This is a genomic window from Symbiobacterium thermophilum IAM 14863 (assembly GCF_000009905.1).
GTDB lineage: Bacteria > Bacillota > Sulfobacillia > Symbiobacteriales > Symbiobacteriaceae > Symbiobacterium > Symbiobacterium thermophilum.
Genome location: NC_006177.1, coordinates 1,126,505 through 1,140,851 on the forward strand (window position 1 = coordinate 1,126,505; position 14,347 = coordinate 1,140,851).

15 protein-coding genes and 1 tRNA gene are annotated in these 14,347 nt (G+C 71.2%); 9 read left to right on the forward strand and 7 right to left on the reverse strand.

The window, feature by feature from the left end:
* Positions 1-41: 41 nt before the first annotated feature.
* Positions 42-593 (reverse strand): chromate transporter, encoded by a 552-nt coding sequence (locus STH_RS05170; RefSeq protein ID WP_011195142.1) that lies wholly within the window; start codon positions 591-593, stop codon positions 42-44.
* A gap of 141 nt (positions 594-734) precedes the next feature.
* Between STH_RS05170 and STH_RS05175 the strand changes: the two genes are divergently transcribed.
* Complete coding sequence (locus tag STH_RS05175) at positions 735-2,183, forward strand: DUF92 domain-containing protein (RefSeq protein WP_011195143.1); 1,449 nt, start codon at positions 735-737, stop codon at positions 2,181-2,183.
* An 80-nt stretch (positions 2,184-2,263) separates the two neighbouring features.
* Here the strand turns inward: STH_RS05175 and STH_RS05180 are convergent, their stop codons facing one another.
* Positions 2,264-2,731 (reverse strand): COG2426 family protein, encoded by a 468-nt coding sequence (locus tag STH_RS05180; RefSeq protein WP_148205490.1) that lies wholly within the window; start codon positions 2,729-2,731, stop codon positions 2,264-2,266.
* 157 nt (positions 2,732-2,888) lie between these two features.
* Positions 2,889-3,674, reverse strand: a complete 786-nt coding sequence (gene pdaB, locus STH_RS05185) for a polysaccharide deacetylase family sporulation protein PdaB (protein WP_148205491.1) — start codon at positions 3,672-3,674, stop codon at positions 2,889-2,891.
* A gap of 178 nt (positions 3,675-3,852) precedes the next feature.
* Here pdaB and STH_RS05190 point away from each other — a divergent pair, with 178 nt between their 5' ends.
* The 5 genes from STH_RS05190 to STH_RS05210 all read left to right on the forward strand — a co-directional run bounded on the left by STH_RS05190 (position 3,853) and on the right by STH_RS05210 (position 8,224).
* Positions 3,853-5,490 carry a thiamine pyrophosphate-binding protein gene (locus STH_RS05190; protein WP_043713499.1) on the forward strand — a complete coding sequence of 546 codons (1,638 nt, stop codon included), beginning with the start codon at positions 3,853-3,855 and terminating at the stop codon, positions 5,488-5,490.
* Positions 5,491-5,611: 121 nt separating this feature from the next.
* On the forward strand, positions 5,612-5,932 hold the full coding sequence (locus STH_RS05195) for a hypothetical protein (protein ID WP_011195147.1): 321 nt from the start codon (positions 5,612-5,614) through the stop codon (positions 5,930-5,932).
* 321 nt (positions 5,933-6,253) lie between these two features.
* Positions 6,254-6,499: a histidine phosphatase family protein gene (locus STH_RS18690; RefSeq protein ID WP_043713501.1), complete on the forward strand. Its 246-nt coding sequence runs from the start codon at positions 6,254-6,256 to the stop codon at positions 6,497-6,499.
* Positions 6,500-6,706: 207 nt separating this feature from the next.
* On the forward strand, positions 6,707-7,564 hold the full coding sequence (locus tag STH_RS05205; protein WP_011195150.1) for a tetratricopeptide repeat protein: 858 nt from the start codon (positions 6,707-6,709) through the stop codon (positions 7,562-7,564).
* Positions 7,565-7,711: 147 nt separating this feature from the next.
* Positions 7,712-8,224 carry a hypothetical protein gene (locus tag STH_RS05210; protein ID WP_011195151.1) on the forward strand — a complete coding sequence of 171 codons (513 nt, stop codon included), beginning with the start codon at positions 7,712-7,714 and terminating at the stop codon, positions 8,222-8,224.
* A gap of 118 nt (positions 8,225-8,342) precedes the next feature.
* Here the strand turns inward: STH_RS05210 and STH_RS05215 are convergent.
* Positions 8,343-8,419, reverse strand: a tRNA-Arg gene (locus STH_RS05215).
* Between the two features lie 56 nt (positions 8,420-8,475).
* Complete coding sequence (locus STH_RS05220; RefSeq protein WP_043713503.1) at positions 8,476-8,781, reverse strand: hypothetical protein; 306 nt, start codon at positions 8,779-8,781, stop codon at positions 8,476-8,478.
* Positions 8,782-8,873: 92 nt separating this feature from the next.
* Between STH_RS05220 and STH_RS05225 the strand changes: the two genes are divergently transcribed.
* The gene (locus STH_RS05225) at positions 8,874-9,602 is read left to right on the forward strand and encodes an arylesterase (RefSeq protein ID WP_011195153.1); all 729 of its coding nucleotides are present in this window, start codon (positions 8,874-8,876) and stop codon (positions 9,600-9,602) included.
* Here the strand turns inward: STH_RS05225 and STH_RS16960 are convergent.
* Positions 9,556-10,719, reverse strand: coding sequence for a sensor histidine kinase (locus STH_RS16960; RefSeq protein ID WP_011195154.1), 1,164 nt, complete (start codon positions 10,717-10,719; stop codon positions 9,556-9,558). The two genes, STH_RS05225 and STH_RS16960, sit on opposite strands and share 47 nt — an antisense overlap.
* A 111-nt stretch (positions 10,720-10,830) precedes the next feature.
* On the opposite strand from STH_RS16960, the gene STH_RS05235 reads away from it, so the two are divergent.
* Positions 10,831-11,442, forward strand: a complete 612-nt coding sequence (locus STH_RS05235; RefSeq protein WP_043713506.1) for a response regulator transcription factor — start codon at positions 10,831-10,833, stop codon at positions 11,440-11,442.
* A 30-nt stretch (positions 11,443-11,472) separates the two neighbouring features.
* Here the strand turns inward: STH_RS05235 and STH_RS05240 are convergent, their stop codons facing one another.
* A complete protein-coding gene (locus STH_RS05240) occupies positions 11,473-12,168 on the reverse strand; it encodes a hypothetical protein (protein ID WP_011195156.1) in 696 nt (231 codons plus the stop codon).
* Between the two features lie 192 nt (positions 12,169-12,360).
* On the opposite strand from STH_RS05240, the gene STH_RS05245 reads away from it, so the two are divergent.
* Positions 12,361-14,310, forward strand: a complete 1,950-nt coding sequence (locus STH_RS05245) for an AMP-binding protein (RefSeq protein WP_011195157.1) — start codon at positions 12,361-12,363, stop codon at positions 14,308-14,310.
* Positions 14,311-14,347: the final 37 nt, after the last annotated feature.

A 14,347-nucleotide genomic window follows, 5' to 3' on the forward strand; every position in this document is an offset into this window, starting at 1 on the left:
TGCCGCTTCGGCGAAATTTGCTGCCGGGCTGCGGCAGCGGGCTACCGGAGCAGGAGTGCGCCGATGACCAGCGAGGCGACCACGCCGTAGATGGGGGAGAGCTTCAGGTACTGCACCGAGATGAAGTAGGCGGCGGCGATGCCGAAGGGCAGCCAGCTCAGGAGCCCCGTGCCCTTGGGCTGGAAGGCGTAGCCGGCGAAGTCCCAGGCGAGCATCGCGAGCATCACGAAGACCACCGGACGGATGCCGTTTACCATCCCCTTCAGGACCGGGCTGTCCTTGAACCGGAGCATCAGCCCCGCCAGGGCGATCATGATCAGCCCGACGGGCAGGGTCACGGCGAGCAGGGCGACGATCGCACCCGGCCATCCGGCCACCCGGTAGCCGATGTACATGGTCAGCTTGGTCGCGATGGGCCCGGGCAGCGCGTTCCCCATGGCCAGGGCTGTTCCGAACTCTTCCCGGCTCACCCAGGCGAACACTTCCACGGCCTCGTGCTCGTACAGGGGGACGATGGACGGCCCTCCGCCGAACCCCAGGAGCGTCGCACGGCCAAAACCGATGAACAGGTCAAGCAGGGTCTTCCACTGCATCGCGACCAACCTACCTTTCCGGGATGTGATGAGGAGCGTGACCGATCGAAGGGCGGATCTGCGACAGCCGGCGAATCTTCTCTGCAGGTAAGTTTCAGGCTTGGAGAGAAGTTCTCCTGTCGGAGCGAGGAGGAATGCAGGATGAACGACCTCTGGGCCATCCTCTTGGCCTTCGGTTACGTCGGCGGCGTGGTGGCGGTGGGCGAGGTCGGATACCGCATGGGGCTGCCGCGCCCCATCGCCCGCAAGGTGGTGCACGTGGGCGCGGGTCTGTGGATCATCGGCACGCTGCTGGTCTTCGAGAACCGCTACCTGGCGGCGGTCCCGCCCGCGCTGTCCGCCGCGGCCAACTGGGTCGTTCACCGCCGGCGGCTCCTCGGGGCCGTGGAGGCCGACGCGGACAACCTGGGAACCGTCTGGTTCGCGGTCTCCTTCGCGCTGCTGGTCCTGCTGGCCTGGGAGGAGCCCGCCGCCATGCTGGGCGGCGTGCTCGCCATGACCCTGGGCGACGCCGCTGCGTCCACGGTGGGGCTGCGCCTCGGGCGACGGCCGTACGCCACCCTGGGCGGCCGCACCAAGAGCCTGGAGGGCTCCCTGGCCATGTTCGCCGTGACGCTGTCGACCCTCCTCGTCGTGCTGCGCCTCTTCGCACCAGATCTGGCCGCCCCGGCCCTGGCCGGGCTGGCCCTCCTGGGGGCTGTGGCCGCATCGTGTGCGGAGGCGCTGGGCATCAAGGGGCTGGACAACCTCTGGGTACCTCTCGGCACCGGGTTCGTGGTCTGGAGCGGGCTGAACCTCGTCACGCCCCTCCTGCCGGCCCTGGGCCTGGGTTCCCTGCTGGCGTCCCTGATCGGGCTGGCCGCCTGGCGGAAGGGCGCCCTCACACCCAGCGGAGTGCTGGGGGCCATCCTCACGGGCACGGCGGTGTTCGGACTGGGCGGCTGGCCCGGCGGGCTCGCCCTGGTCGCGTTCTTCGTGTCGGGCAGCCTGCTGTCCCGGCTGTTTCGGCAGCGGAAGGCCGTGGTCGAGGCCGACTTCGCCAAGACCGGCACGCGCGACCTGGGTCAGGCCCTCGCCAACGGCGTGGTGGCGGCGGTCGCCGCCGTGGCCTACACGGCCACCGGGCAGGCCGCCTGGATGGGCGCCATCCTGGGCAGCCTGGCGGCCGCCGCGGCGGACACCTGGGCCACGGAGCTGGGGGTGCTGGCCCGCTCGGCACCCCGGCTCATCACGACCTTCAAGCCCGTGCCTCCGGGTACCAGCGGCGCCGTCTCCGTGGGCGGCACGCTGGCCGCCGTGGGCGGCGGGCTCTTCATCGCCCTGGTCGGCGCCCTGGCGGATCCCCGCTGGTGGCGCCTCCTGCCCTGGGTGACCCTGGCCGGCCTCGCCGGCTCCTTCCTGGACTCGCTGCTGGGGGCGACCCTGCAGGGCGTGTACTGGTGCCCGCAGTGCGGGAAGGAGACGGAGCGGCCGGTGCACGGGTGCGGCAGCCGGACCCGCCTGCACCGGGGGCTGCAGGTCGTCAGCAACGACCTGGTCAACCTGCTGGCCACCGTCGTCGGGGGGCTGGTGGGGTTCCTGATGGTGTAGCCGGCCGCGCGGCGGCGCGAACCGTCCGCAGGATAGAGATGGGAGGGGGCTGATCAGGCCCCCTCCCTGGCTATGTGCGCTCAGAACAGATCGATGACCGCGATGGCGCCCGTCGTCACCGCCCCGACCAGCACGCCGGCAATCGCCACCCCTGCGGCCATGGACAGCGCCGTCAGCATGAGCGGCATCCGCATCAGGTTGGCCACGGCCGCGCCGGTCCACAGGCCGGTGCCGGGGATCGGGATCCCGATCAGCAGCGCCAGACCGAGCCAGCCGTAGCGCCGCACCTTCGCCTCATGCCGCTCCGCCGCGCGGTCGATGCGCGCCAGGATGCGGGCCGCCCACGGCACCAGCTGGGCGATGCGCCGGAGCATGTACATGATGAAGATGATCAGCGGCACCTGGAGCACGTTGCCCAGGACGCCGAGCGCGACGGCAACCGCCGGATCCAGTCCGCTGACGATACCCACGGGGATGCCGAAGCGCAGTTCCAGGAACGGGATGGCCGAGATGGCCATCACCTTCAGAGCAGCGCTCCAGTTGAACACCAGGAACCCTCCCGGGTTGGCGGTGTCGGCGCGGCGGAGCCGCGTCACGAACACCAATTTACCAGCGGCCGCCTCATTCCGTCAACGTGGGGGTGGAGCCGCCGTCTCTCCGTTAGACGGGCCCCGTCCGCGCGCGGTTGCGCGGGCCCGCCCGGGCCTAGCGCAGCACCCGGATGTGCCCGTTCATGTCCACGCCGTAGGTGCGGATCAGGTCGTCCAGCAGGAGAAATCGGTAGCCCTGTTCCCGCAGCGAGCGGATGATGGCCGGCAGCGCCTGGTCGGTCTGCTTGCAGGAGTCGCTGGCGTGCATCAGGATGATGGCGCCGGGGTGGGCCAGCCGGACGGTGCGGTTCACGATGCGGTCCACCCCCGGGTTCTTCCAGTCCAGCGAATCCACGGACCAGATGACCGTCGCGTAGCCCAGGTCCTTCGCCGCCTGCACCGAGGCCTCGTTGAACGCGCCGTTGGGCGGCCGGATGTAGGTGGGGTCCCGGCCCGTCAGCTCCTTCAGGATCGCGTGGGCGGCGGCGATGTTCCGGGCAGCGCCCTCGCGGCCCAGCGTGTTGAGGTCGACGTGCGCGTGGCCGTGGGACTCGATCTCGTGGCCGTCCGCCTGGATCTGTTTCACCAGCTCCGCGTGATTCTTCGCCCAGGGGCCCGAGAGGAAGAAGGTCGCGGGCACCTTCTCGTTACGCAGTACCTCCAGCACCTTGGGAGCCATCTGGTTTCCCCACGAGATGTCGAAGGTGAGGGCGACCACCTTGTCCTCGGTCCTGGCGGAGTAAATCGGACGCAGGGTGGGCTGCAGCGAGGCGCTCACCGGCGCGGCGTCGTTGCGCTCCGTCACCCGTGCCCGGGCCGTTCCGGCGGGCAGGGCCAGAGCCGCGCCCATCAGGACCGCGGCCAGGAGAAGCGCCCTCCTGCGGGTCGGCGTGCGGTGCATCTTCATGCCCCTCCCTTGGCGAGACTTCGCAAGGCTGCCCAAAGTGTGCGTGCGGCGCCCGCGTCCCATACCTCGCGGCCTCCGGCGAATATTGGTACGCCTGGCAGGGTGCGGACAGGAACGGCGCAACAGGTGAAGAATAGTCACTCATGCAAGAAGTTTGAAAGGGGAGCGGGAGATGAGCTTTGCGCATGCGGGGAAGCTGGTCGCCCGGGCGCTGCGCAACGAGGGCGTGGAGGTCGTCTTCACCCTCTGCGGCGGCCACGTGATGTCCATCTACGACGGCTGCCTGGATGAAGGGATCCGGGTGGTGGACGTGCGGCACGAGCAGACGGCGGCGTTCGCCGCCGACGCCTGGTCCCGCCTGACCGGCCGTCCCGGCGTCGCCATCCTGACGGCCGGCCCGGGGGTCACCAACGCGGTGACCGGCATCGCCAACGCCTACCGCGCCCAGTCGCCGATGGTGGTGATCGGCGGGCAGGGGCCCCGCAGCCTGGCGGGCAAGGGCGCGCTCCAGGAGATGGACGTGCTCTCCGTCATCCGCCCCATCACCAAGGGGCAGGTCTCCATCTCCGATCCGGCGCGCATCCCGGAGATCGTCTCCTGGGCCTTCCGGACGGCCATGTCGGGCGTGCCGGGGCCGGTCTACCTGGAGATGCCGCTGGACCTGCTGTTTGCGCCGTGGGAGGACGGCGGCTCCCGCCTGCCGGCCCCCTACCCCGGGCGGCCGGCCATGCCGGGGGACGAAAGCCGCGTGGCGGCGGCGGCGGAGCTGCTGCGCGCGGCGGAGCGGCCGGTGGTCCTGATCGGCAGCCAGGTGCGCTGGTCCCCGCACTGGCAGGCGGCCCGGGAGTTCGCCGAAAAGGTGGGCGCGCCGGTCTATGTCTCGGGCATGGCCCGGGGCCTGTTGCCTCCCCGCTGGGCGCGTTCCCGCAAGGCTGCCCTGGCGGAGGCCGACGTCGCCCTGGTCTTCGGCACGCCCCTCGATTTCCGCCTGGGTTACGGCGGCTCTCCCGTGTGGAACGAACAGTGCAGGCTGATCCAGGTGGACCTGGACCCGGCAGAACCCGGCCGCAACCGGGACGCGGCGGTGGCCATTCCCGGGGACAGCGGCACGGTGATGATGCAGCTGCTGGCCTTGGGCGACCTGGGCGCCGGCCGGCCCGCGCGCCGGGCGTGGCTGGAACGGCTGGAGGCGGAGGAGGAGAAGCGGCTGGCCCGGATGCAGCCGGACCTCACCAGCGAGGCCATGCCCGTCAATCCCCTGCGGCTGTGCGCCGAGATCGACCGGGCCCTGCCGGAGGACGCGATCCTCATCGGGGACGGCGGCGACTTCGTGGCGACCGCGGCCAACGTGGTGCGGGTGCGCCGCTACCCGGCGGGCTGGATGGACCCCGGGCCGCTGGGCACGCTCGGGATCGGCATGGGGTTCGCCATGGCCGCGCGGCTGGCGCACCCGGACGTGCCCGTCGTCCTCCTGCTCGGCGACGGCACCGCAGGGCTCAACCTGATGGAGGTGGAGGCGGCGGTGCGGCAGAACCTGCCCTTCGTTGTGGTGGTGGGCAACGATGCCGGCTGGACCCAGATCCGCCGCGGCCAGGTGGAGATGTTCGGCAGCGAACGCGCACCGGCCACGGCTCTCAGCTACACCCGCTACGAGCGGGTGGCCGAGGCCCTGGGCGGACACGGCATCTGGGTGGAGCGGCCGGAGGAGATCGGGCCTGCCCTCCGGCAGGCGCTGGCAGCGGACCGGCTGACCGTGATCAACGTGAAGATGGGCGGCAGCGACTTCCGGGCGGGCGCGATCAGCGTGTAGGCGCGGCAGGGCCCGCCGGCCCAATCTCGACCTGGTCCGGGCCTGATGTGACGTGACCAATCCGAGCCCGCCGTCGCAGCCCCGATGGCGGGCTTCGCCGCTTCAAGGGGGAGGGGACTGCATGAACGAGCTCCAGCTGCTCTTCCAGGCGCTGGCCTCGCTCCTGCCCGAGGCCATCTTGTCGCGGGTGCTCACCTACGCCGCCATCACGGCGGCCCTGGTGGCCCTGCTCCGGCGCATCCCGTGGTTCGAGGCCCGCCGCCAGGTGGCCGCGCCCGTGGCCGCCGTCGTGCTCGGCCAGGGATTCGGCTGGCTGGCGGTGGGGTTCGATACGGCCCAGTGGGGCACCGCCGTCGGGGCGGGAGTGGTCATCGCCCTGGCCGCCGTCGGCGGGTACAGCGGCACCAAGAACGTGGCGCAGCATGTCCGCAAGGCTTCCTAGGCAACACGTCTACAGATCGGGTCACGGGTGCGTCCGGTCAACCGAAGCCCGGCACCCTTCCCAGTGGGATCTCGACCCGGAAGGCTGGCCGGCGCTTGAACGGCTGGCCGGCCTTCCGCACTGGGCCTCGGCCTGCCGGATCGTGAGCAGCACGGAGCTGAAGGCCGTCAGAACGGCGGAGTGCCTCGCCCGGCGGAACCGGCTTCCACCGCCGGAGGCCGTCAGCGCCCTGGGCGAGCGGCACAAGGGTTCCGTCGTGCCGAACCATGCAGGGGTCGTCGTGAGGCTGTTCCGGTTTCCGAGCCAGCCGGCGGCGCAGGGGTGGGAGACCGTCCGCGCGGCGTTGGCCGCTTCGACCACGCGGTCACGGCGCTGGTGGAGGCCGCCCGGGGGCGGGACATCATCGTGGTCTCCCACGGCATCGTGCTGTCGCTCGTCCTGATCCGGCTCCGTGGGCAGGACCGGGTCGATCCGGCCGACTGGGCGCGGATCCGCATGCCGGACTGCCGCGTCGTGGACACCGACGCCATGCAGGTGGTGCAGCCCTTCGGGGCGTGGGGAGGGTGAAACGCGGGCATGTCCCTCAGCTTGGGTCTTTACAACGATTAGGAGGAGGAGTTAGGATTTGTATATAGAAATCTAAATCTACCAATTTGTCGGTCGGGATTATTCAGGTGAACGCCTAACGGAGCGGTGCCCACCGACCCGCCCGGTGCCTGGAATCCCGAGTGCCGGGCCTCCGCGCGGCCCAGTGGGACCGGCGGAGGCGTGGCTGTGGGAAAGGAGGTGGAGGCGCTGTTCGAGGACGTCCACGTTCACGCGGAGCTGGCCCATGTGTTGCAGCAGGAAGGCCGGTGGGCCGAGGCCCTGCACCACGCGCGGCGAGTCGTCGCGCTGGCGCCCCGGGGCAGCGTGCTTCACCTCTGGGGCTACGCCAAGGCCGCGACCATCGCGGCGGACATGGGGCGCGGGCAGCTGGCGCATCGCTTCGCGACGGTCTACCTCGCCCTCGCCCGGGGGGCGTCCGGGGTGGAGCAGTACACGCCCTGGGTGCAGCAGGCCATGGGGATCGCCTGTTACCAGCGCGGTCGCTTCCAGGAGGCCATCGCCTGGTACCGGCGGGCGGTGCAGGGCTTCGCCCGGTGCGGGCTCACGGAGCAGGTCGCCGTTGCCTCGTCGATGCTGGCCTTCAACCTGGCGCGCATCGGCCGGCCCCAGCGGGCCCGCGCCTGCCTGGCCGACCGCAGCGAGTTCCCGGAGAGCCGCTCCTACCTGTACGATTCTGCCATGACAGCGATCCACATGGCGGAAGGGGACCACGAGCTGGCGGTCAGCAGCGGCCGTCGGGCGCTGACGGCTTCCGGCAGGCGGTCCTTTGACTTCGCAGACGCGGCGGCAGTTGCCCTCCTCGTGTCCCGGGCCCTGCGGGCCCTGGGGGCGCGACGGGAGGCCACCGCCTTCATCCTCTCCGCCGCAAGGTTTGCGGTCCGGCAGCGATGGGAAGTGCTCGCGCCCCTGCTGCCAAACCGGGGCCAGAGAGGAGGTGACATGGCTCGTGAAGCGGCGGTCTCTCGTGGTCGCGGCAGTGCTCATCCTCGTGATGGGGCTAGCCTCTGCCCTGGGTGCGGATAGGGCCATGGCCTGCAACGGTGGTAGCGGCGGGCCGCCACCGCCCCCCACCGGCAGCAAGTGCTAGTCGCTGGAAGGCGGGGTGCCGCAGGCCGTACCCTGCGGCACCCGCCGGCCACCCGCATCTGAAGCCACGAAGGAGGTCGCCCGATGATCAACGCGCTCACGCGTGAGCAAGTCGCCGGCCTGCGCCCGCCGGAGTTGCAGAGTTATGAGGAGCCTCTGTACGAGGTCGGCGTTCCCACGCTGGATCTGGAAAACCGCGTACCTCACCGCCGCCTCACCAGCATCGAAGCGGCGCAGCTCCAGGCGGCTTTCTGGCAGGCGGAACAGCACTTCGGCAAGGAGTACGACGAAGTGTACCGCACCCTGGACGAGCTGAGGGAGCGCACGGAGGAGAGCGGCCCGCTCAACGAAGAATGGCGCCGGGCCATCGACGCGGCTTCCAACCTGCACTGGAACTTCGCCCGCGCCATCGGCGTCCTCGCCTTCCTCGCCGGACAGCGTGAGGGTTTCCGGCTGGGGGCCGCCGCCGTCACGCGCGGGGCGCAGGACCAGGCGATCGCGACGGCCTTGATCGGGGCGCTGGTGGACGACAAGCAGCTGGACCGGCTGATCGGGCAACTGGCCACGGGCCGGGAGGACCCGGAGTACATCGTCTGACCGCCCGGCATCCGGCGCAGCGCCGGTTCGGCTCCACCACGTCCTTCCATAGGGTAAAAACGGCTCCAGGGCCGTCAGGGATCATTCCCTGCGGCCCTGGAGCCTTGCAAATTTTCCCTGGCGCGCCCGGAGGGACTCGAACCCCCGACCAACAGTTTAGGAAACTGCTGCTCTATCCTGCTGAGCTACGGGCGCCCATGACTCATCCATTATACGAGCCCATTGCCGCGTATGTCAACCGCAGGTCCGTGTCAGAACCTGCCGCGCCGCCGGGGGTCGTTGTCCACGAGGTTCTGGTCATAGATGCCCAGCCCCGGTCCGTCGGGCGTCATCACCCAGTCGATGATCGTGCCGTCCAGCAGCCGCAGCGCCTCCGCATCGGCCTCCACCGGCACGCCGCTCACCACCGCCGTCGAGGGCCGGCGCGGCACCAGCGTGAGCCGCCATGCACCGCCGGTCACCTCGGGATCCGCAGCGATGGAGAGCGCCAGGTTGCCGCCGCGCTCCTGGATGATCTGCTTCAGCTTCTGCGCCGCCTGGGGCGTGAAGGTGAACACCGCCATCACCGCCTGATCCGATATTCGCCGTGCGGGGCGCGATTCCCTCATGGACACCCTAACAGGACGAACCTGTGCAAGGGGGGAGGCGCGTGCGCCGCGTTCTCGTCGTCGCACTGGCCGTGGCCGCGATCGCCGCGGTCGCGCTGTGGCGGGCCGGCCGGCCCTCGCCGAAGCAGCAGTCGGCGCTGCAGGCGCCGGCGGTCGAGCTGGCGCGCGCGGCCCTGCCGGAGGTGCTCACGCCGGACCCGCGGGTCGACCGCAGCGGCTGGCCCGTCATCGTCGCCTTCGGCGACAGCCTCACCGCGGGGCTGGGAGTGGACCCGGACCGGAACTACCCCAGCCAGCTGCAGGCGCTGCTGGACGAGCGGGGCTACCGGTACCGGGTGGTCAACGCCGGCGTCTCCGGGGAGCTGACGGCCGGCGGCCTCAGCCGGGTCGACCAGGTGCTGGAGCACCGGCCGGCCGTGGTCATCCTGGAGCTGGGCGCCAACGACGGCATGCAGGCGCGTCCGGTGGCGGAGGTGCGGGAGAATCTGGCCGGCATCATCGCACGGCTGCAGGAGGAGGGGGTCGCCGTGCTGCTGGCGGGCATGCGGGCGCCGCCCAACCACGGCCCCGAGTATGAGGCGGCCTTCGCGCAGGTCTACCCGGACCTGGCGGCCGAGTTCGGCGTCCCCCTCATCCCCTTCTTCCTGGAGGGGGTGGCGGGGTCGCCCTACCTGAACCAGCGCGACGGCATCCATCCCACCGCGCAGGGGTACGCCATCGTGGTCAGAACGGTTCTGTCGGCGCTGGAGCCGCTGCTGCAGCCGCCCTGAGCGGCAGTTCGGCGGTGACGGTCGTGCCCCGGCCCGGCTGACCGTGGACCGTCACCGTGCCGCCGAAGGCGGCGGCGCGCTCCTGCATCCCCGTGATGCCCCGGCCCGGGCGGCCGGGCCGGCCGTGTCCGTCGTCCCGCAGCGTCAGCCGCACCCGGTCCGCGCCCAGCTCCAGCGTCACCCAGACCTGGCTGGCGTCGGCGTGCTTGGCGCAGTTGTTGAGCGCCTCCTGCTGGATGCGGTACAGCGCCAGCGCCGCGTCCGCCGGCGGCTCGGGGCCGGGCGTGAGGTGGTAGTGCACGGCCACGCCGTGCTCCTCGCCCCAGTCGGTGAGGTACGCCCGCAGCGCCTCCGCCAGCCCCATCTGCTCCAGGAGGTGGGGGTGCAGGTTCTCCATCAGCCGCCTGAGCTCGGCGTGGGCCCGCCGGAGCGAGTCGGCGGCCTCTTCCACGTGCCGCCGGCAGCTCTCCACGTCGGACTGGCGGGCGGCGATCTCCAGTCGCCGGAGCGGCGCGATGATTCCGGTGCCCAGCCAGTCGTGGATGTCGTGGGCGATGCGCCGCCGCTCGGCGTCCCGGGCCTGGACCAGCTCGCTGACCCGGCTGCGGGCCAGCGCCACCGCCCGCGCGTGGGACTGCCGCTCCCGGGCGGTGGAGCGGTCGACCACGTAGGCCACCAGGAAGATGGTCCCGATGCGCAGGAAGAGCAGGCCCCAGTCCAGCGGGGCCCCAAAGGGGTTGTAGAGGAGGTAGATCAGCCCGTAGGCGGTGACGTTGACCCCCAGCAGGATGTACGGCGCCACCCGCCGGAGCACCACCGGCGCCGTGAGCGACATGAGGATGTAGGCGGCCCAGACCTCGGAGCCCCGCCCGCCGGTGACCACCACCATCCCGGTCAGCAGCGCGGACCAGACGATGCAGTCGTACCAGAGGAGGTGCGGCCAGCCCCGGCTGCGCAGCCAGAGTTCCAGGAAGGCGGCGGCGGCCGACAGCAGGAAGACGGCCACCACCGGCGGCCGGATGAGCTCGGGCCGCTGGGCCCCGAGCAGGTAGACGACCACCAGCGCACCCCAGGCGATCTGCGCCTTGTTCTCCACCGGAACGTCGGACCAGCGCATGGTCTGGCTTTCCTCCTTGTGTTAATATGATGCTGTTCAACGCTATTCTACAGCGATTCGCATGACAGGCGCACGCGCGCCTCAGCGGGCAGGCAGCGGGAGGTGGACGCCGTGAAGCGGCGGATTCTGCTGGTGGAGGACCAGACCGTGGTGCGGGAGGGGCTCCGGCAGCTGATCGAGAGCGATGCGGACATGGAAGTGGTGGGAGAGGCCGCCGCGGTGGCCGAGGCGGTGGCGCTGGCGGCCCGGCTGCGGCCGGACGTCGTCCTGCTGGACCTGAAGCTGGCCGACGGCAGCGGGCTCGACGCCGCCCGGCAGATCCTGCAGGGCAGTGACCCGCCGGCGGTTCTGGTGCTTTCCACTTACGCCGACGCGGCCCTGGTCCGCTCCGCCCTGGCGATGGGCGCCAGCGGGTACATCCCCAAGACCGCCTCGTTCGCCGAGATCGCCTCCGCGGTGCGCACCGCCGCCCAGGGCGGGGTGGTCATCCACCCGTCGCTGGCCGGCAAGCTGGCGGGCCGGGGGGAGGAGACGCTCCGGGAGGAGGAGATCGCCATGCTCCGGATGCTGGCCGAGGGGGCGTCCTACGCGGAGATCGGCAACCGGCTCTACCTCAGCGAGCGCACCGTCCGCCGGCACATGAACCTGCTGTTCGACAAGATGGGGGTGCAGAACCGCACCCAGGCGGTAGCGGAGGCCATGCGCCGGGGGCTGTTGAACTAGGCCCGGAGCGGGGATAACCCGCTCCGGGCCTCAGTACTCGGGCATGGCGATGGTCAGGCTGAGCTGCCCCTGCCCGGCCGTGAACGACCGGATCTCGATGCGCCGACCCAGGGCCTGGGAGATCATGTCGCTGACCGGCAGGATGAAGGCGGCCTCGCGGGCGTCGTACCCCTGCCACCGGGGTTGGAGGAGCCAGCCCGCCAGCCGGATCAGGTGGGGCGACACGGGGATCTTCCCGACGTGGGCCCCGGTGATCCGGAACTGGATCACCCCGGTCTCGTCCACCTCGGGCGCCAGCCGCAGCCGGAGCCCGACGGGACCGGCGAGCCGCGCCGGAACCCGGTCGGCTGGCGGCGCCACCACCGCCTCCACCAGCAGGACCCCGTCGTCCACCCCGCCGCGCACCCGAGCCAGCGGACCGTCGGGCGAGCCGCCGCTCAGCAGGGCAGAGGAGAGCATGCCGCTCACCTCGGCCTCGCTCAGGCGCAGGTGCACGTCGCCGCCCGTCCAGAAGGACGCGGACTGCTCCCGAATCTGAGTGGCCACGGTGACGTAAGCCTCGGTTCCGCCGGGACCCTGTTCGAAGTCGGCCACGGGTGCCACCAGGAGCGGCAGCCGCCACCACAGGCCGACGAGCGCGGCGCAGAGGAAGGCCAGAACCGGGACGGCCCGGGGAATCCGGCCCGAGCGCTCGGAGGTCGCGGGGGTTGTCGCCTGCACCGTCATGTCATCGACTCCGTATGTATGGTTAAGAACGCATATTAATTATATGATCCTGTTCGCTGACGGTTCAACTGCGGAATTCCTCCGGTTCCTGGAGTTCGCCTGCCCCGCGCCACGAACCATCCCCGCTCTGTAGGAATTCACGCCGGAGCGCCAAAATTGTTTACAGAGGACTTGGGGGAGGTAGGTGAGCGGATGTCGGAGTACGTCTGGCGACCCGACGAGGCCTGGCGGACGCGCGCGCGGATCGCCCGGTTCCTCGCGTCCTGTGGCGTGGGCAGCCTGGAGGAGCTGCAGGCCCGCGCGGCGGCCGACCCGGCCTGGTTCTGGGGGGAGGCCGTGAAGGACATCGGCATCGAGTGGTACGAACCGCCCAGGCAGATCCTGGACCTCTCGGCCGGCGCACCGTGGGCGGCCTGGTTCCGGGGCGCCCGCATGAACCTGGCCCACGAGGCCGTGGACAAGCACCTGCGCAACAGGCCCCACCAGCTCGCCGTCATCTACGAGGGCGAGGAGGGCACCGTCCGCACCTGGAGCTACCGGCAGCTCTGGGCAGAGTCGAACCGGCTTGCCGGGGCCCTGCGGGCGCTGGGGGTGGCGAAGGGGGATCGTGTGGGCATCATGCTGCCGCTCATCCCCGAGGCGGTGGCGGCCATGATGGCCGTGGCCCGCCTGGGCGCCATCTTCACGCCGATCTTCTCCGGCTTCGCGCCGGCGGCCGCCGCCAGCCGGCTGGCCGACTGCGAGGCGAAGCTCCTGATCACCGCGGACGGCTTCTACCGGCGCGGCCGGCTGGTCAACCTGAAGGCGGTGGCCGACGAGGCGGCCGCGCAGGCGCCCTCCGTCCGGAACGTGCTGGTGGTGCGGCGCACCGGCGCCGCCGTCGGCTGGACCCCGGGGCGCGACCTCTGGTACCACGAACAGGTCGCGGCGCAGCCGGCCCGCTTCGAGACGGCGCGCATGGACCCCGAGGACCCGTGCATGATCATCTACACCTCCGGCACCACCGGCCGCCCGAAGGGGGCGGTGCACGTGCACGGCGGCTTCCCGCTGAAGGCGGCCCAGGACATGGCCCACTGCTTCGACGTGGGGCCCGGCGACCTGGTGATGTGGTTCACCGACCTGGGCTGGATGATGGGGCCGTGGTTGATCTACGGGGGGCTCATCCTGGGCGCAACGGTCTTCCTGTATGACGGCGCCCCCGACCATCCCGCCCCCGACCGGCTGTGGGACATGGTCGAACGGCACGGCATCACTCACCTGGGGCTGTCACCCACCGTCATCCGCGCCCTGGCGCCGGCGGGCACGGACTGGGTGGCCCGGCACGACCTGTCCAGCCTGCGGGTGCTGGGCGGCACGGGCGAGCCCTGGAACCCGGAGCCGTATCGCTGGTTCGTGGAGCACGTGGGCGGCGGCCGCTGCCCGATGATCAACTACTCCGGCGGCACCGAGATCTCCGGCGGAATCCTGGGCTGCGTGCCCATCCGTCCAATTAAAGAATGCTCCTTCAACGCCGTGGTCCCCGGCATGGCGGCCACGGTGCTGGACGAGCGGGGGCAGCCCGCGCCGCCGGGACAGGTGGGGGAGCTCGCGCTCACCGCCCCCTGGCCGGGCATGACCCGGGGCTTCTGGCGCGACCCTGACCGTTATCTCGAGACCTACTGGCGCCGGTTTGAGGGCTTCTGGGTCCACGGGGACTGGGCGTCGGTGGACGCGGAGGGGTTCTGGTACATCCACGGCCGCTCCGACGACACGATCAACGTCGCCGGCAAGCGGGTGGGGCCGGCGGAGTACGAGTCGGTGCTGGTCAGCGACCCCCGGGTGCAGGAGGCGGCGACGGTGGGCGTGCCCCACCCGGTGAAAGGGACGGCCCCCGTCTGCTTCGTCGTGCTGCGGCCGGGGGTGACGCCGGGTCCCGGCCTGGCGGACGAGCTGCGGGAGCGGGTCGCCCGGGAGATGGGCCGCCCGCTGGTGCCCGAGGCGGTGCTCTTTGTCGGGTCCCTGCCCAAGACCCGCAACGCCAAGATCATGCGCCGGGTCGTCCGGGCGGCGTACCTGGGTGAGGACCCAGGGGACCTCTCCGCCCTGGAGAACCCGGAGGCGGTGGCGGAGATCCAGCGGGTGCGGGCGGCGCAGTCCGGCTGAGGCGCGCCGGCGCGGCAGGCCTCAACATACGTCAGAG